This window comes from Nocardia brevicatena NBRC 12119 (assembly GCF_000308495.1).
GTDB lineage: Bacteria > Actinomycetota > Actinomycetes > Mycobacteriales > Mycobacteriaceae > Nocardia > Nocardia brevicatena.
The window spans coordinates 42,830-60,536 of sequence record NZ_BAFU01000019.1 but is presented as its reverse complement, the minus strand read 5'-3'; the positions used below and the strand labels follow the sequence as shown (position 1 = coordinate 60,536).

Here is a 17,707-nt window from a genome sequence, read left to right as displayed (position 1 = left end):
GTCCCCGTCACTGAATGTTGACGTCGACGCTGGCCGGCAGGTCGATACGCATGAGCGCGTCGACCGTCTTCGGCGTCGGGTCGAGGATGTCGATCAGCCGCTTGTGCGTACGCATCTCGAAGTGCTCACGCGAGTCCTTGTACTTGTGCGGCGAACGGATGACGCAGTACACGTTCTTCTCGGTCGGCAACGGCACCGGCCCGACCACCCGGGCACCCGTGCGGGTCACCGTCTCGACGATCTTGCGCGCAGACGCGTCGATCGCCTCGTGGTCATAGGCCTTGAGCCTGATGCGGATCTTCTGTCCCGCCACGCTAAGTGTCCTTTTCTCCGCTTTCGTTTGTGGTCCGGATACCGGCCAGGCGTCCGTACCACCCTCATTTGCACAGCCCGAACACACGATGACGTCCCGGTCCGAGCGGGTCAGGCCCGGAGGGGGCGGCCCGCGTAATCACGCAGGGCCCCGCTCGGACAAGATCCCACACAGTGGAGACCACGACCGGGTCTCGCCCGATCCTCGCCGCTGTTCATCTGTCATGGTTCTCCGGTCCACGCGGTCGGGCGTGTCGCCCACCCGCTCATTCCTCGGCCCCGGATGAAATCCTGCTCGGGCTGTCGGAACTGTTGTCCCGGACGCACCCACACCGAATATCGGCGAGGTACTGGATGGCTACTGCTCGCCCCGCCCGGTCCGTGGCTCCATTTCGACCGCCGGTGGCCGGTCGAGGACACGCCCCGCTGCAAGGCAACCCGAACAGTATGCACGACCCCGGCGAGCCCATTCAAATCGGGGGTCCCGCGGACGGCACGACGGCGATACAGCGGGCCCGCGCTTATCTTACTCTTGAGTAAGATAAGCGTATGACGAATGAGACCGCGACCTATCGCAGTTGGAGGAAACTGCCGGACAACCGCTGGGGACATGCCCTGTTCTCGCTGGGGATGGTCGCCCGGGTGCCCTACTTCGGCACAGTCCTGCCCACCGTGGTGCGACTGGAGCCAGGCTTGTGCGAGGTCACCGCGCCGAAATGGTTCGGCGTCCTCAATCACCTCGGCACCTTCCACGCCATCGCCGCGTGCAATCTCGCCGAGGTGGCCATGGGAATGCTCAGCGAGGCGACGGTGCCGACCACGCACCGCTGGATCCCCAAGGCGATGAAGGTCGAGTACCTGAACAAGGCGGAAACCGGGCTGCGGGCCGTCGCCCGGCTCGACGAGATCCCCGACTACGCCGCGATCGTCGAGGGACGGGACGTGGTGGTGCCGATATCGATATATGACAAACACGGCCACGAGGTCGTGCACGCCGAGATCACCACCTGGGTCACCGCTGTGCCCAATGGCGCTGTGCCTTTTGGCGCCGCCCCCGGCGGCGCGGGGTTGCAGTGTTGAATTGCCCGCGCGTTCGCGCGGGCGGGGTTGCGGCCCTGGCGGGTCTCGCGTTTCGGCACCCGAGACTCGCGCCTTCGGCGCATGCGCTTCGGATGCCGAAACGCGAGACGGGCCGCAACCCTTTGTGGGTCTCGTAAGACTCGGCGCAGTGGGTCTGGCCGGGAGGGCGGTGTCGCGTCGGTCGGTTCGGATCCGGGTACCGAGGGGAGGCGGTCGAGAAGGTGGCGACCACCGGGTTCTGTCTCTGCGCGGCGCTGCTGCGCGACAGCACTGCGGTCGGGCGGAGCCGAAGGCGGGCCCCGGCCACCGGGGTGGGCGGTCCGGGAAAGAGGCCTTGGATCTGCCATCGGGCGATGCCGGCGTATCGGTCCGGACCGAAGTGGCTCCGTCCGTGCTCGATCCGAGTGAGCGGTGGGCGCCGCCGCGCGTGTCCGCGACGTGTCGCGCCGGTAGTGGGGGCGGTTGCCATCAGGAAGGTGGTACGGCTTGAATGCCAGCATGGCAGTGGGCGTGGTTCGGGAATTCGATGTGTGCGTGGTGGGCCTGGGTCCCGCGGGCCGGGCACTGGCGCACCGCGCCACGGTGGCCGGTCTTCGGGTCGCCGCGGTCGATCCGCGACCGGATCGGCTGTGGCCGCCGACCTTTTCCTGCTGGATCGACGAACTGCCCGACTGGCTGCCACACAGCACCATCGCGAGCCGGATCGAGGCGCCCGTCGTCTGGACCGACAAGGAACACCGGATCGAACGCCCCTACGTCGTGCTGTCCAAACCGAGACTGCGGGACGCGCTGCCGATCGGCGACGCCACGGTGTACGCCGGGCGGGCGACCCGGGTCCGGGCGCATACGGTGGAACTGGCCGACGGCACCACCGTCGACGCGACCACCGTGGTCGACACCCGCGGCCTCCCCACGACCGGCGACCGCCGCGCCGCCAGTGCCCACGGCATATTCGTGGACGCCGAAACCGCCGCGCCGATGGTCGCCGACAGCGAAGGACTGCTCCTGGACTGGCGCCCGGAGAACGGCACGGGCCCGGACGAGCCGCCGTCGTTCCTGTACGCGGTGCCACTGGGCGACGGCACGGTGATCTTCGAAGAAACCAGTCTCGGCCTGCGCGGCGGTATGCCTCAGCACGAACTGCGCAGGCGGGCACTGAACCGACTTGCCGCACATGGCATCCGGCTCACCGGCGAGGAACCGGGCGAGGCCGCGCACTATCCGCTGGACCAGCCGCCGCCGCGCCGCGGCACCGGGCGGGTGGTCCCCTTCGGTTCCCGCGGCGGCATGATGCACCCCTGCACCGGCTACAGCGTTGCCGACTCCTTCGCGCTGACCGATACCGCGGTTACCGCGATCCAGCGCGGCGAAGACCCGATCGCCGCGCTCTGGCCGTGGCGGGCCCGGCTGGTCTACTGGATGCGGATGCGCGGCCTGTGGGGTTTGGGCCGGTTGACGACGGCTCAATCCATCGCCATGTTCGACTCGTTCTTCTCCGCCTCACCGCGCGAGCAGCGGGCCCTGTTGTCCGCGCACGACGATTACGCCGCGCTCGGCGTCGTACTATTCAACACGGTCGCCCACACCTGGCCGTTCCACTGGCGTTACGACCTCGTCGGCTGGACCAACCGCAACCGCTGGGTCGGGTACGAATTCCCCTCCCCGCGCTCCACCGAGACGGACGACTCGGTCGAAATCGGCGGTGTCGAGCGCGAATGAGAACGGTTCCGGAAGACCCAGCGGTTTGCCGAACGGCACTCCGATGTCCTGGCAGTAGTCGACCGGGTCGGTGGTCCCGTCGGGTTCGCCGAACAAGGTCACTGTCCGCTCCCGGCGGCCGACCAGCAGATACGACGGGATTCGGGACCGGGCGTAGCCGAAACGCTTTGCCCTACGGTGCCGGTCGGGGTGGTCGCTGGTGACTTCGAGGACCATGAACCTGTTCGTCATACGAGGCGCACTCGACCCGCAGATCAGGAAGAGAGGGCCTTACCTGTTCGAGACCCTGCGTCAAAGTTATCCACAAGGTCCCCAAGGGGTCAGCCGCTGGTTTCGGCGGCGCGCCGGTAGCCGCGGACGGCCGGATATCCGAAGACCACAATGATCCCGACAACCCACAGCACGGTGTCGATCAGCGGTTCGGCGACCGGACCGCCATAGGACAGACCTTTCATGGCCTCGATGGCGCAGCTCATCGGCTGGTTCGCCACCGCGGACTGCAACCAGGTGGGGTAGGCCATGATCGGGACGAAACCGGAGTTGAAGAACATCAGCAGGGTCGTGACGATACTGACGGCGTTCACCAGCAGCACGCCCTCGGTCAGGGTGGCCAGGGCGGTGACGAAGACCGCGAACCCCATCCCGAACAGGACCGGGATACCGATCAGCGCCACGGCGGCGAGCGGCCCCTGATCGAAACGGAATCCGATGGCGTAGCCGACCGCGATCACGAACAGCGTGGTGATCAGCACTCGGATGGCCTCGGCCAGCAGCCGGGCGGTCAGTCCGGCGGCCCGGTGCACCGGCATGGTCCAGAACCGTCCGAGCAGCCCGGTGGCTTTCTCCGCCTTGAAACCCAGCGCGCTGACCATCGCACCGGTCATCGCCGCCACGAGGGTGATCATCGGGACGGTGCCGTAGACACTCGGCCTGCCGGTGGCGGCGGTGATCGAATCGCCCAGGACAACGCGGAACATCAGCAGCGTCAGCGCCGGGTACACCAGGGCCTGGATGGTCGTCGTCGGATCCCGCATCCAGACCATCAGCAACCGTTTGCACTGGATCATGCTGTGCGATGCCCAGGCCCGCAGCGAGGATTCCGATCGGCCCGCGACCTTCGGCAGCGCCGCGGCCGGCCGCACCGCCTCGCTCGCCGTTTCGTTGACAGTGCTCATGCTCGCCTCACACTCGCCCACACCGCGAAGGGCGTGAATACCACGGCCAATCCGGCCAACCAGACCAGCGGCACCCACAGCACCTGCCAGGTCACCCCGTCGGCGGCCATATCGCGCAGCGCGAAGGAGAACTGCGAGATCGGCTGGTTGCGGACGAAGGGTCGAATCCATCCCGGGAACCCGGTCTCGGGAACGAAACCGCACGACATCATGCCGAAGATCAGGGTCGGCAGGGTCAGCGCCTGGCTCAGCGACTGCGGGCTCTTGGTCAGTGAGCCGAGACCGTCCGCGCCGATCGCCAAGATCGTGCCGACGGCCAGTGCGAATACCCAGAACAGTACGGCCTGGCACCATCCGGCCGAGAATCGGAATCCGATGACATGGCCGAAGATCATCGCGGCGGCCAACGAGACGAGCGAACGGACCAGGCCGGCCGCGAGCCGCGCGGTGAACGGAACAAGTGACCCGATGGGCATGGTCTGTAGTCGAGTACTGAACCCGGTCAGCGCCTCGAACGCGGCCAACTGCGCATTGGACATCATGGTGAATGCCATGGTCTGCAGCACGATGATCGGCATGACGAACTGGGCGTAGTCGATGCCCTGGAACTTCATCACAAAGCGCAGCGGCAGATAGAACCCGACGGTGAACACCAGCGGGGTGATCACCGCGACGACCAACTCGCCCTTGGTGGCCATGGTCCTGACGATGCGGGCGGTCAGCGCCCGCCACTGCGCGAACGAGGAGACCCGCGCCCGCGGCAGTTCCGTGAAAAGCCCGGAACCGGCGACTCCGGTATTCGAGACGGTCACGCCGAATCACCCGACCGGCTACCGGAATGACCGGTTATGGACAGGAACACATCGTCGAGTGAGGGCCTGCGCAAAGCGATATCGGCCAGATCCACCCCGGCCGCGTCCAACCGCCGCAGCGCCTCGGCCAGGGTCGCGGCGCCGTCGGGTGCCGGGATGGACAGCCGGTCGGAGCCGGCGAGTTCGGCGGTCACCGCGGCGGGCACCAGTTCACCGAGTGCGGCGGCGGCCCGGCCCAGGGCGGAGGGGTCGAGGGGGACAACCTCGCAATAGCTGCCGCCGGTCTTCTCCTTGAGTTCGTCGGCGGTTCCCTCGGCGATCACCGTGCCCCTGTCGATGACGATGATGTTGTCACTGAGCACATCGGCTTCTTCGAGGTACTGGGTAGTGAGCAGGACGGTGATGCCCTGTTCCTTCAGTGCGGTGACCAGATCCCAGACGCCCTGACGGCTGCGCGGGTCCAGGCCGGTGGTCGGTTCGTCGAGGAACACCACCTCGGGCCGCACCACCAGCCCACAGGCGATATCGACCCGACGCCGCATACCGCCGGAATAGTGACGCACCGCGCGACGTCCCGCGCCGACGAGATCGAATTCCTCGAGCAGGGTGTCGGCGCGCCGACGCGCCACCTTCTTGCTCAGCCCCATCAGCCGGCCGAACAGCTCCAGGTTCTCCCGACCGGACAGATTCTCGTCCAGGGCGGCGTACTGGCCGGTCATCATGATCGATCGGCGCACCCCGGCCGGGTCGGCGCGCACATCGCGGCCCGCGACCACGGCGGTTCCCGAATCGGGACGCAGCAGGGTGGACAGGATTTTCACCGTGGTGGTCTTTCCCGCTCCGTTCGGACCCAGGATGCCGAGGACGGTCCCGCGCGCCGCGGTGAAACTGACACCTTGGAGCGCGTGTACCGGACCGAACGATTTCCGCACGTCCTCGACCCGCACGGCGACCTCGGCCGGTTCGGGGCCGCCATCCGCGTCGACGGGTGCGGCGTACGCCGGTCGCGCCGGCGCGGCGGCCCGGTCCGACGCGGGGTCGGCGGCGCGGTCGGCGGCCGCGGTGGTGGTGACCACGGCCTCCGCGGACATCACCGCGTTCGCGGTCGGTTCGGCGCGATCCACCGACCGACCCGTCTCGTCGGCGGACGGTTCGGCTTCATTCGAACTCGGCATCAACTCTCCACTATCGGCCGGATGAGGCGACGGGTCGCCGGAGCGCTCGGATCGGCGTCCCGCTAGGTGATCCTCGGCGCCGGGCGCGATGTTACCGACCCCGCTCCCCGCTTCCGGCACGCCGACCCCTACCCTCATGGCATTCGGTTTCAACTGTGTTTCTGCTCACAATTCGACCATCGGGGGTGGTTCGCCGCTGGTCGCCGGACGCAAGGGCAGCACACGGGCAGTATTCGCACCTTGTCGGCCCGGTATCACGCCCATAGTCTGAGCCCCATGGCCGATACCGCACAGCCACAGGTGGCGGTGCGTTCGGGAGGATCCGGCCGACCGAGCGTGCTCACATCCTATGACCCCCGCACCGGGGAAACCGTCGGCAGCTATGCCATTCAGGGAGCCGACGATATCGATCGCACTGTCCGTGCGGCGCGTCCGGCCGAGAAATGGTGGGCCGCCCTGAGTTTCGGCACGCGTAAACGGTGGTTGCTGGACTGGAAACGGATAATCGCCCGACGCGCGGGCGAATTGGCCGACCTGTTGCGCGAGGAAACCGGAAAACCCGAGGCGGACGCTGTGATCGAGGTGATGCTCGCGGTCGAGAACCTGGACTGGGCTGCCCGCAACGCCGGACGTGCGCTCGGACGCCGGTCCCTGGCGCCGAACTGGCTCACCCGCAATCAGCACGCCTCGGTGGGGTATCTGCCACTGGGCGTGGTGGGAGTGCTCGGCCCCTGGCACAACCCGGTGTTCACCCCGATGGGGTCGATCGCGTACGCGATGGCCGCGGGCAACGCGGTGGTGTTCAAACCTCACGAACTGACCACCGGGGCCGGTGTATGGCTGGCGCAGACCTGGCGGGAATTGGCACCGGATCAACCGGTGCTGCAGGCGGTCACCGGCGATGATTCGACCACTGCCGCGTTGTGCGAGGCCGGAATGGACAAAATCGCCTACGCCGGTCCGGAAGCAGGTGGCCGCGAGGTGATCACGCTGTGCGCCCGGTCGATGACCCCCGTGGTGGTCGAGCACAGCGGCAAGGGCGCCATGATCGTGCACGTCGACGCGAAACTGGAGGATGCCGCCGAGGCCGCCGTCTTCGGCGCCATGGCCAACGCGGGCCAGAACGCGACCGGTATTCAGCGCGCGTATGTCGCCGCCTCGGTCTACGACCAGTTCCTCGAGCTGGTCGCCGAACGGGCCCGCGGGCTGCGGCCCGGCGCGGCACAGCGCTCCTCCTACGGCCCGATGATCCTGGAAGCACAGGCCGAAGTGGTGCGCAGACAGGTCCGCGACGCGCTGGCACGCGGTGGCCGCGCCGTGGTCGGCGGGTTGGATTCGATCAGGGATCCCTATATCGAACCGATCGTGCTGGCCGAGGTCCCCGAGGATTCGCTGGCGGTGACCGGTGAGGGAATCGGCCCGGTGTTGATCGTCAACAGGGTGGCCGATCTCGACGAGGCGGTGAGCCGGGTGAACGGGGCGGGCCGCGGCATCGCGGTATCGGTGTTCACCCGCGATATGGCCGAGGTGGAGAGCTTCGCCGAACGGCTGCGCGTCGGCGTGGTGACGGTCAATTCCGCCACCACCTATGCCGGAATCCCGGCCCTACCGTTCGGCGGGGTGGGCGAGTACGGGCAGGGACACAGCCACGGAGAACTGGGGTTGCGCGAGTTCAGCCGGACGCTGTCCATCGCCCGTAAACGGCTCGGCGGTCCGCTGTATCTGTCCACCTTCGACCGCAAGCCGCGGCAGCTGCGGCTGACCCGGACGGTGTTCCGCCTCCGGCACGGCATCCGGGGCTGAGCGCCGGCGCCCGGCCGGTCGGCCTGCCGACCCGGTTCACCGGCCGAGCAGCACCGCCATCATGAGCGCGTGCAGCCGGGCCGTCTGTTCGGGGCGGGCGTCGAATCGGATCAATCGGCCCACGTCGATGACCTGACCGATGGCCGAATGCACCCGGAATCGGGCCTCGGTCGGGTCGGTGTCGAGCAGATTCGCCCATTCCAGCACGTTCTGCCGCTGGATGGTGCGCAGTTTGTGCTGTTCGGTTTGGGGCAGGTTGGAGAATTCGGCGTAGTAGACCGGCATGATCTCCGGCATGGCGAAACTGAGCCGGATATAGCGCTCGGCGATCCGGTGCGTCGCGTCGGCGCGGCCCGTCGCCTCGGCCAGGGCCTCGGTGATGGCGATGGCGAGCCGGTCGCCGGTGCGGTGGAAGGCGGCGGCGAGCAGATCGGATTTACTGCTGAAGTAGCGGTAAACACTCGAGGCGTTGATCCCGACGGCGGCACCGATCTCCTCGATACTGGCCTCGTGGTAGCCCTGGCGGCCGAAGATCCGGATGGCTTCGGTGAGAAGCTGCTCACGCTTCGATGTCACCGGCAGGCCGCGCTGTCGAGGGGTCGGGTCGGTGTCGCGTGGCGCGGGCGGGAGTTCGGTGCGCACGATCGCCCAGGACATATCCCGCAGCAGCGGCAGCAGGCGAGCACTGGACAGTGCGGTGCGGTGGGCGGAGATACTGCCGATCACGCTCAGCACGCCGGCCGCGAGCATGGCGATATCGGCGGGAGAAGCGTCGGGGCGCAGTTGGGACACCGGTTCCCTGAAGGTGGCGTTGATATCGTCGTAGAGAGTCTTGACGCGGGCCCGGTCGGCCCGTTCCAGATACCGTCCCTCCCACCGGTACAGGCCCGCTTCCCGGCGGACCTCGATGGTGTGCTCGGCGACCGCTGCGATGAGCTTGTCGAGCCGCTCCTCCGGACCCAGATCGGGCCGGTCCGCGGCCCGGGCCGCGTCCAACAGATGCCGCGCACCCTCTTCGGCGGCGGCCACCAGCAGGGCGTACTTGTTCGCGAAGTGGCGGTACAGCGCCGGTCCGGAGATCCCCACCTCGGCGGCGATCTCATCCACTCCGACCGGGTAGTAGCCGCGCTCGCTGAAGGCCCGAGCGGCCGCCCGTACGATCTGTACCTTGCGGTCCTTGGGTCGGCGACGCGCGGACTGACCATTGCGACGCTCCGCCGAGCGGTCGCGCACCAGGTCGATCCCGCTGCGTTCGGCGACCATGCACCTCTCCGTTCTGTCGACGACACTGTCGGTTGACAGCGCCCGACCAGTCAACCTAAGTTAACCACAATTCGCAAATGTTAACGATAATTCATGGCCCGGCTAAAGCCGACCCGCATCCTCAGGGAGCACGCATGGTCAATATTGATTCCTCCTCAGCACAGTCGGCCGCGGGCTTCACCGTGGTACGCGACGGCCGGGTACTGCGAGTGACGATCACCAAACCCGCCCGTAAGAACGCCATAGATTACGACACCATGGTCGCGCTGGGCGACACCTTCCTTGCCGCCGCTGAGGACAAGGCCGTCCGGGTCATCGTGCTGACCGGTGCGGGCGGCGACTTCTGCACCGGTGCGGACCTGGCGGCCACCGCCGCCGAGGGCGCCCGCGGCATCACCCCGGATATGGTGATGGACGCGGCGAATCGGCTGGTACGCGCCATCGTCGACTCCCCCGTTCCGGTTGTCACCCGCCTGCGCGGCGCGGTCGCCGGGGTCGGTGTGGGTATCGCGCTGGCCGCCGACCTGGTCTACGCCGAAGCCGATTCCTATCTGCTGCTGGCCTTCGTCAATATCGGCCTGATGCCCGACGGCGGCGCGGCCGCACTGGTCGCCGCGGCGGCCGGACGACCGCTGGCCACGCGCATGGCGCTGCTCGGCGAACGCCTGCCCGCCCCGGCCGCACACGAAGCCGGTCTGTTCACCGCCGTACTGCCCACCGCCGAGGAACTCGACGCCGCGGTGAACACCACGGTCGAGAAGATCGCGCACGGCCCGCGCCGCGCCCTGGAACTGACCAAGAAGGCGCTCAACCGCGCCACACTGGCCGCCCTGGACACCGCCCTGGCCGACGAGAAGACCGGACAGGCCGAGCTGCTCCAGTCGCCCGATTTCTTCGAGGGCGCCGCCGCCATGCTCGGCAAACGCAAGGCGGTCTTCGCCGAATAAGACACCGCACCCGCACCCACGAAAACGGCCGCCCCGGCTTCACACCGGAGGCGGCCGTTTCACCGATCACCCGCCTTACAACCCCAGCCCGCGGGCCAGGACCGGCCAGGACTCCAAGAACTCGTCCCGCCAGTAGCCCCAGGAGTGGGTGCCGTTCTCGCGGAACTTGAAGGTTGCCGGAATACCCAGTTCGCCGAGCCGCTGCTGCAGGTTGTGCGTGCAGAAGTTGGTGCCCGCCTCGATCACACCGCCGACCAGGATCTGGTTGGCCAGACCGGTAGAGCCGGGCAGGGTATACGGGCCGTTGAGAGTGTCATACCGGCCGGGCAGGCCGTTGCCGGTGGAGATGTAGAGATCCAGGCCGCGCAGTCCCTCGGCATTGACGTACGGGTCGTTCTTCACCCATTCCTCGGAGCCCTGCGGGCCCCACATGTTCATGGTGTCGCCACCGCCCCAGACCTCCACGGTCAGCTTGACGAACTCCGAACCGACCGGGTCGCTGGTCTGGGCGCAGCCGCTGTAGGCGGCGACGGCCTTGTAGAGGCCGGGCTTGGCGATGGGCAGCGCCAGCACGGTGGTGCCCGAGGTGGACAGTCCGGCGATGGCGTTCACGCCGTTGGTGCCGAGCGCGCCGTCGACGAGTGGGGGCAGTTCCTCGGTGAAGAAGGTCTTCCACTTGTTGCGACCCAGTACGGGATCGTCCTTGATCCAGTCGGTGTAGTAGCTCCAGCTACCGCCGATGGGCTGGATGACATTGACGTTCTTGTCCGCGAGGAATTTCAGGGTATCGGTTTTGACCTGCCAGGACGCGTCGTCCTCGCCGCCACCCGCGCCGTTGAGCAGATAGAGCGTGGGGCGCGGTACCGAGGCATCGGCCGGGCGCTGCACATCGACGGTGATCTCCTCGTCCATGGCCGCGGAGTACACATACAGCCGGATATTGCGATCGTCGCGGTAGGCGGCCTTCACGATGCGTGATCCGTCGGGGGCGGTCGGGTCGGCGAGCAGGCGCTGGGACTCGATGATCGGATCGGCCGCCGACGCCGTGGATGCGCCGAGACCGGAGACCAGTCCCATGAGTACCGCCGTTGCCGCGATCATCGCCGCGGCACGCCTTCCGCCACGCCGGGTGAGTCGACGTATCAATTTCGCACCTTCGCTTCTTATCGAATATCCGTTCGAGCGCCGCGCGCCTGGGCGCGGAATTCCCCGGATGTTGTCGGACACGGGTCCACGCGCCCTAACTTCACGATCATGTAGTCGGCGCGACAGCGCGTGCCGTTACCCCGACGTTGCCCAATCATGCCCGATGCGACGAACCGGTTACGAACGACCCGCCAGGACGGCCGGTCACCACCCCCGGCGCCGGGACTCGGCGGGGGTACGATGCGGCAGTTCGAGGATCGTGGTCTGGTACTCGTCGACCGATCGGTCGTACGCATCGTTGCGAGTGTCCGTGGCCGTTCCCGGATCCGTCGGTCGCAATCCGTGTTCGGCGAGGCCGCCCAGCGCCCAGACCCAGTGTTCGGCAAAAGTTTTCACCTCGTCGGCGGCGAAGACCTCGGTCGCGTAGTCGAAGCGGGTGAGCAGACCGTTGTCGGTGACGTCGACCGTCAGCGTGAGCAGCAGATCGTCCGCGGGGGCATCGGTGTGCATCTCGGCCGGGCGCAGATCCCGATAGCGCAGCGCGAAGCGTCCCCGATCGCTCGCGACCAACTCCGCACCTGCCTCCGGGTTCGAATAGCGGAGCAGGGCGTAACCGATACCGGAGGCCGGCACCGACCGATGCAGATCCTTGACCTGGGCGATCGCCGCCCCGGCGGCCGGACCGCCGACCAGGATCTCGTCGGTATCGACATCGTCCAGGCGCAGTGGCAGCGGGAACTCGGTACGGAAACCGCCGACCACCGCGCCGACATCGGGACGGGTCGCCGTCCGTCCGTCGGCCTCGAGCCGGACCACTGAGCCGAGCATCCGCGGCACGGCCTCCTGCGCGGCGGTGCGCAGCGCCACGGCCACCGCCGTGAGCAGCACCTCCGGCACCGTGGCCCCGTAGAGCTCGGCGACACCCGCGACCGCCGCCGCGCCCTCGCCGGTAATGGTGAGCGAGACCCGACGGCGCGGCCGCAGGTCCGTGGCCCCGAGCGCCGGAGTGGGCGCGGCAACGGCCAGTAGCTGCCGCCACCACAGCGCCTCCTCGGCGATATGCGGCGAAAAGGCCCGGTCGGCCAGATCACGCAGCAGCCCCACCACCCCGGTCTCGGTAGCGGCGGATACGGGTAGCCGGCCGGGGTCCCAGGCGGCGGCGAGTCGATCGATGATGATGCGCCAGGAATGATCGTCGGCGACGAGCCCGTTCGCGACGACGACCAGTCGGGTGGCCTCGGGCGGCCCGGAAGCGACGAAACGGATATTGCGCCCGGTCACCGGGTCCAGTTCGGCGGCGGCGGCGCGCACCACCTCGTCGATGGGCACGGCGCCTCCCCCGGTCTCCGGAACCGACCGGGAGAACGGACTGTCGCTCGGTACACCGGGCAGGATGCGCAGGGCGCCGGTGCCGGGATCCATACGCACCCGCAGCATGGGATGCTGCGCCAGGATGTCCCGTGCCGCCGTCTCGATATGGATCAACGGACATTCCCGAGGCACATCCAGTGCGATGGCGCGGACCTCGATACCGGGGGTCGGTCTGCCGAGCAGCCGCAGCGCGGTGGGGGTGGCCGGCAGATCGACCACGGTGGCGCCGGTGGGTCCCACCGCCGATTCGTAGCGGGCGGCCTCATGCCGCGGCGCCGCCTCGTGACCGGTCGTCGGGATATTCCGCGCCGTCGCCTCGTGATCGGACCGCGCCGCCTCGTATCCGGTCATCGGGGTGTACTGCGCCGTAGCCTCGTAATCGGCCGGCGCGTATCGGGCGGTGATCTCGTAATCGGCCGGCCGGTATTCGGCCGGCGAGTAACCGGCGGTCTCGTGCCCGGCAGCCGCGTAACCGGCGGTCTCGTGCCCGACAGGAGCGTAACCGGCAGCCTCGTGCCCGGCAGGAGCGTAGCGCTCGGTCGGTTCGTACACGGTGCCGGACTCGTATCGTGCGGCCAGTTCCGGCCGGACCGCGGCCTCGAGTCGGACCTCTTCTTCCCGATGGGTGATCCTGCGGCCGATGTACTCCAGCGCGCCGCCGCGCCAGCGCACCACATCACCGGTGCGATGGAGTCGCTCCCCCACCGCGTAGGGGTCGGCGACGAAACGGACCGCGGTGGCGCGGGGTCGATCGTGATAACCACGCGCCAGTTGCACACCGCCCAGGTACAGCTCGCCGACCACTCCCTCGGGCACCGGTCGCAGCCGATCGTCCAAAACCAGTGCCCGCATACCGCGGATCGGACCGCCGATGGTCAGCGGGCCGCCCGGGACCAACCGGTCGCCGACGGCTGCCATGATCGTGGCCTCGGCCGGGCCGTAGCCGTTGTACAGCGCGCGTCCGGGTACCTTCGCCCAGTGAGCGGCCAGTTCGGCCGGTACCGGCTCGCCGCCGGTGATGACCACGCGCAGCCCTACCACCGCCTCGGAGTCCAGCGAGGCCAGTACCGAAGGGGTGAGGTAGGCATGGGTGATGTGCTCATCGCCGATCAGGTCGGCCAGTTCGGTGCCGCCGATCGGCTCCGCGGGTGCGACGACCAGAGTGCCCGCCGCCCCCACCGCCAGCAGCAGTTCCAGCAGCGCGGCATCGGATGAGGGCGACGCGAACGCAAGCGCACGGGTCGCGGTGTCCAGCCCATACCGGTCCACCAGTTCGGCGCGGAGATTGGCCACACCGCTGTGGGTGACCACCACGCCCTCGACCGATCCGGGCGAACGGAACGGGTACACCACATACCCGGCGGTGGCGGGGTGGATCGGGCCGCGGCGGTCGGCGTCGGCGATCGGCGCGGCGGATCGGCGCGTCACGTCCATGACCAGAGCACGGTCGTCCAGGGTGATCCACCCGGCAGGCAGGAGGGGCAGATCCGTGAGAACGACGCTCAACGTGACGCCGAGCATGGCGCGAGAGTCGGCGAGCATATGCGCGATCCGCTCCGGCGGATATGCCGGATCGACCGGTATCAGCATCGCACCGGTTTTCGCGACCGCCCATACGGCCAGAACCGATTCCAGGGAACGGCGCAATGCCACCGCCACCGGCACCCCCGGTCCGGCACCGCGGTCGATGAGCACCCGGGCCAGCTGGGTGGAGGCCATATCGAGTTCGAGATAGGTGAAGGAGCGACCGCCCGCGACCACCGCGACACCGTCCGGGTTCACGGCCACCGCATCGGCCAGCAGATCCGGCAGAGTGCGCGGCGGGGCCGCCGGGCCGCCGGTGCGGCCGGTCAGCTCGGCGTATTCGACCTCGTCGAGTAGTTCCAGGTCGCCGACCTCGCGGTCGGCGTCGCGTACCACCGCCGCCAGCAGCCGCTGGAATCGACGCCCGAACCGCTGCACGGTCGCCTCGTCGAACAGGTCGCGCGCACCGGTCAGCCGGGCCGCCAACTCCGGTTCGGTGTCGGTGGTCTCCCGTATCGCCAACCGGAGGTCGTAGGTGGTCGGCCCGAAATCGGGTGCCAGGGCGGCGAATGGCACTCCCGGCAGTTCCAAACCGGTAACGGCCGGATCTTCGAAGGACAGCGCCACCTGGCACAACGGATGCCGGCCCGCCGGGGGCGCCGGATCCAACTCGGCCGCCAACCGCTCGAACGGGATATCCGTGTGCGCGAAGGCCCGCTGATCGTTCTCCCGGTGTGCCACCAGCACCTCGACGAAAGTCGAGCGAGGCTGGACGCGGGTGCGCAGGACCAGGGTATTGGCGAATTGCCCGATCACCTGCTCGAGTTCGGCATCGCCGCGCCCACAGACCGGGGTTCCGATGGCGATATCACCGGCACCGGATATCCGGGCCAGGAACACCGCCAGCGCCGTGTGCAGCACCGTGAACAGCGTGACATCGTGGGCGCGCGCCAGTTCGACCAGTCCGGCCCTGGTGCGGGCATCGATCACGAAATCGGTTGTCACGCCCCCGAACGACGGTGTCGTCGGCCGGGGTCGGTCGACCGGCAGGTTCAGCTCGTGCGGTAGGTCGGCGAGTTCGGCCGCCCAGTAGGCCAGTTGCGCTCCGGCCGGTGACTCGGGGTCGTATTCGTCGCCGAGCAGTTCGCGCTGCCGCATCGCGTAATCGGCGTACTGCGGCCGTAGCGGCGGCCAGGCGGGCACAGCCCGGTTGCGGCGGGCCAAAAAAGCCTGCGCCAGATCCCGCAGGAACGACCGAATCGAAGCGCGGTCGGCGCAGATCCGGTGCATCACCACCGCCAGGGCGTGCTCGCTCGGCCCGAGTTCGGCCAGGGCGAACCGGACCGGCACCTGCGCGGTGATATCGAATTCGACCGCCGCGAGCCTGCGTAGCCAATCGGTCAACGCGTCCTCGGACACCGGCTCGGCCCCCAGCTCGCACACCCCCCGATCCGGCGGCAGCACCTGCTGATATCCGATACCGTCCACTTCCGGGTACACCGTGCGCAGCGACTCCTGCCGCTCCACCACATCGGCGACGGCGGCGCACAGCGCCGAGAGGTTCAGCGTGCCTGGCAAGCGGACGGCGAACGCGAGATTCTCCCGCATCCCGTCCGGTTCGGACCGATTCGACCACCACAGCCATTCCTGCGTAGGCGACAGCGGCGCCCGCTCCGGGCGAACCGGCACCAGCCCGGACCGGTCGTCGACCACGGTGAGCGAACGCAACCGGGCGGACAGGTCGGCGACCACCGGCGATTCGAAGATCAGCTGGGCGGATACCGTGGTCCCGAACAGTTCACCGAGCCGCGCCGCCACCCGGTTCGCGGTGTGGAAATTGCCACCCACCTGGAAGAAATCGGTCTCGGCATGGACCGGTAGCGCGGGGGCGAGCACATCCGTATAGGCCATGACGACGGCCGTCTGCGCATCTGCCGGCGCCCGGAATTCCGGCCTCGGCGCGGCGGGTTCGTGTGCGATGGGCGGCGCGGTGGAACCGGGTGCGGAATGGGCGGGCTCATCCGGCACGCCGGACGGGAAGGGCTGCTCGGTGTAGTCGTTGCGACCCAGATACTCCAGCCCGCCGTTCTCGGTCCAGCGCACCAGATCGCCCGTGCGGTAGAGGCGAGAACCACCACCGTCGAACGGATCGGCCACGAACCGGGAGGCGGTATGTGCCGGGCGGCCGTAGTAACCGCGCGCCACCTGCGGTCCGGTGATGTACAGCTCCCCCGCCGCGCCGACCGGAACCTGCGCCAAGCGCTCGTCCAGGACATACGCGGTCACCCCGCGGATCGGCGGACCGATCGTCACCGGTTCCTCCGGCACCAACGGGGCGCTGATATTCGTCATGATCGTGGTCTCGGGGGTGCCGTAACCGTGGTAGAGCTCCCCCACCCCGTCGACGACCGGCCGAACCCAGCGGCGCACCAGCTCGGCCGAACACGCCTCACCGCCGGTCACCACGACCCTCAGCTCGTCCAGGCTCGCCGGGTCGATCGCGTCCAGGACCAGCGGCGGCAGGACGGCGTGTGTCACGCCTTCGCGGCGCAGCAGCGCGGTCAGCTCGTCCCCGGTGGAGATGGTCGGCGCGGCCACGACCATATTCGCCGCGCCCCCGACCGCCAGCAGCAACTCCAACACCGCGGCGTCGAACGACAGCGGCGCGAAATGCAGGGTGCCGGCATCGTCGGTCACCCGATATCGGTCCCGCTGTTCGGCGCACAGCCCGGCGAGCCCCGCCTGGGTGACGACCACACCGTTCGGGTTGCCGTGCGAATCGGCGGTGTAGCTGATGTAGGCCGGATGCTGGGCCCGCAGCGGACGCACCCGGTCGGCGTAGGTCACCGGATCGGGCGAGTAGTTGTCGAGCAGCCGTTCGGCCTCGGGGGTGTCCAGACGCAACCACTGGACCCGGCCCGGCAAAGTGGCGGCGACGGTGGCGACGGTCAGTCCGAACACCACATCGGCGTCGGCGACCACCTCGTCGGCCCAGTCGGCCGGGTCGGCCGGGTCGAACGGGACGAACGCGGCGCCGGTCTTGGCCACCGCCCAGATGGCCGACACCGACTCCACCGATCGCGGAATACCGATGGCCACCCGGTCCTCTGGGCCGATACCCCGGGCGATGAGCGCCCGGGCCAACCGGTTGGACCATTCATCGAGCTCGGCGTAGGTCAGCCTGTCCAGCGTCTCACCGGCATCGGCGAAGGTGAGCGCGATACCGTCGGGGTTCATCTCCACCGCCGAGGAGATCAGCTGCGGCAGGGTGGTGACCCGGGGGCGGCGCGGGGTCCGCGTCGGACGGGGCCGGAGCGAACGCGTCATACCCACATCGCTCCCCGGATCTGGTCGCCCCGCTGCTCGACTACCGAATCCAT

General features: G+C 68.6%; 11 protein-coding genes and 1 pseudogene. 4 read left to right on the top strand and 8 right to left on the bottom strand.

Annotation, left to right across the window (positions count from 1 at the left end; translation table 11 throughout):
• Nucleotides 1-7 precede the first annotated feature (7 nt).
• Complete coding sequence (gene rpsJ, locus ON20_RS03880) at nucleotides 8-313, bottom strand: 30S ribosomal protein S10 (protein WP_003938093.1); 306 nt, start codon at nucleotides 311-313, stop codon at nucleotides 8-10.
• Nucleotides 314-861: 548 nt separating this feature from the next.
• Here rpsJ and ON20_RS03875 point away from each other — a divergent pair.
• Both ON20_RS03875 and ON20_RS03870 read left to right on the top strand, forming a co-directional pair.
• Complete coding sequence (locus ON20_RS03875; RefSeq protein WP_083864607.1) at nucleotides 862-1,392, top strand: hotdog fold domain-containing protein; 531 nt, start codon at nucleotides 862-864, stop codon at nucleotides 1,390-1,392.
• A gap of 498 nt (nucleotides 1,393-1,890) precedes the next feature.
• Nucleotides 1,891-3,111: a lycopene cyclase family protein gene (locus ON20_RS03870; protein ID WP_051161571.1), complete on the top strand. Its 1,221-nt coding sequence runs from the start codon at nucleotides 1,891-1,893 to the stop codon at nucleotides 3,109-3,111.
• Nucleotides 3,112-3,159: 48 nt separating this feature from the next.
• Here ON20_RS03870 and ON20_RS40425 read toward each other — a convergent pair.
• The 4 genes and pseudogenes from ON20_RS40425 to ON20_RS03855 all read right to left on the bottom strand — a co-directional run.
• A pseudogene (locus ON20_RS40425) lies at nucleotides 3,160-3,327 on the bottom strand (Uma2 family endonuclease); the annotation flags it as partial.
• 104 nt (nucleotides 3,328-3,431) lie between these two features.
• Nucleotides 3,432-4,286 carry an ABC transporter permease gene (locus ON20_RS03865; protein ID WP_040833528.1) on the bottom strand — a complete coding sequence of 285 codons (855 nt, stop codon included), beginning with the start codon at nucleotides 4,284-4,286 and terminating at the stop codon, nucleotides 3,432-3,434.
• A complete protein-coding gene (locus ON20_RS03860) occupies nucleotides 4,283-5,098 on the bottom strand; it encodes an ABC transporter permease (RefSeq protein ID WP_040833527.1) in 816 nt (271 codons plus the stop codon). Before ON20_RS03860 ends, ON20_RS03865 begins: the two co-directional genes overlap by 4 nt.
• Nucleotides 5,095-6,273: an ATP-binding cassette domain-containing protein gene (locus ON20_RS03855; protein WP_245547020.1), complete on the bottom strand. Its 1,179-nt coding sequence runs from the start codon at nucleotides 6,271-6,273 to the stop codon at nucleotides 5,095-5,097. Before ON20_RS03855 ends, ON20_RS03860 begins: the two co-directional genes overlap by 4 nt.
• Before the next feature lie 276 nt (nucleotides 6,274-6,549).
• On the opposite strand from ON20_RS03855, the gene ON20_RS03850 reads away from it, so the two are divergent.
• Nucleotides 6,550-8,076, top strand: coding sequence for an aldehyde dehydrogenase family protein (locus tag ON20_RS03850; protein ID WP_083864604.1), 1,527 nt, complete (start codon nucleotides 6,550-6,552; stop codon nucleotides 8,074-8,076).
• 36 nt (nucleotides 8,077-8,112) lie between these two features.
• On the opposite strand, the gene ON20_RS03845 is transcribed toward ON20_RS03850, so the two are convergent.
• The gene (locus tag ON20_RS03845) at nucleotides 8,113-9,339 is read right to left on the bottom strand and encodes a TetR/AcrR family transcriptional regulator (RefSeq protein WP_040833526.1); all 1,227 of its coding nucleotides are present in this window, start codon (nucleotides 9,337-9,339) and stop codon (nucleotides 8,113-8,115) included.
• Nucleotides 9,340-9,473: 134 nt separating this feature from the next.
• Between ON20_RS03845 and ON20_RS03840 the strand changes: the two genes are divergently transcribed.
• On the top strand, nucleotides 9,474-10,286 hold the full coding sequence (locus ON20_RS03840) for an enoyl-CoA hydratase-related protein (RefSeq protein ID WP_040833525.1): 813 nt from the start codon (nucleotides 9,474-9,476) through the stop codon (nucleotides 10,284-10,286).
• A gap of 75 nt (nucleotides 10,287-10,361) precedes the next feature.
• On the opposite strand, the gene ON20_RS03835 is transcribed toward ON20_RS03840, so the two are convergent.
• Both ON20_RS03835 and ON20_RS03830 read right to left on the bottom strand, forming a co-directional pair.
• Nucleotides 10,362-11,387 (bottom strand): alpha/beta hydrolase, encoded by a 1,026-nt coding sequence (locus ON20_RS03835; RefSeq protein ID WP_040833524.1) that lies wholly within the window; start codon nucleotides 11,385-11,387, stop codon nucleotides 10,362-10,364.
• A gap of 249 nt (nucleotides 11,388-11,636) precedes the next feature.
• Complete coding sequence (locus ON20_RS03830) at nucleotides 11,637-17,654, bottom strand: AMP-binding protein (RefSeq protein ID WP_157228680.1); 6,018 nt, start codon at nucleotides 17,652-17,654, stop codon at nucleotides 11,637-11,639.
• Between the last annotated feature and the right edge of the window lie 53 nt (nucleotides 17,655-17,707).

Bases quoted from the DNA above. Each gene is read 5' to 3' on its own strand.
- ON20_RS03830 (WP_157228680.1), bottom strand. From the start codon at position 17,654: ATGACGCGTTCGCTCCGGCCCCGTCCGACGCGGACCCCGCGCCGCCCC.
- ON20_RS03870 (WP_051161571.1), top strand. From the start codon at position 1,891: ATGGCAGTGGGCGTGGTTCGGGAATTCGATGTGTGCGTGGTGGGCCTG.
- ON20_RS03840 (WP_040833525.1), top strand. From the start codon at position 9,474: ATGGTCAATATTGATTCCTCCTCAGCACAGTCGGCCGCGGGCTTCACC.
- ON20_RS03875 (WP_083864607.1), top strand. From the start codon at position 862: ATGACGAATGAGACCGCGACCTATCGCAGTTGGAGGAAACTGCCGGAC.
- ON20_RS03845 (WP_040833526.1), bottom strand. From the start codon at position 9,339: ATGGTCGCCGAACGCAGCGGGATCGACCTGGTGCGCGACCGCTCGGCG.
- ON20_RS03855 (WP_245547020.1), bottom strand. From the start codon at position 6,273: ATGCCGAGTTCGAATGAAGCCGAACCGTCCGCCGACGAGACGGGTCGG.
- ON20_RS03835 (WP_040833524.1), bottom strand. From the start codon at position 11,387: ATGATCGCGGCAACGGCGGTACTCATGGGACTGGTCTCCGGTCTCGGC.
- ON20_RS03865 (WP_040833528.1), bottom strand. From the start codon at position 4,286: ATGAGCACTGTCAACGAAACGGCGAGCGAGGCGGTGCGGCCGGCCGCG.
- ON20_RS03850 (WP_083864604.1), top strand. From the start codon at position 6,550: ATGGCCGATACCGCACAGCCACAGGTGGCGGTGCGTTCGGGAGGATCC.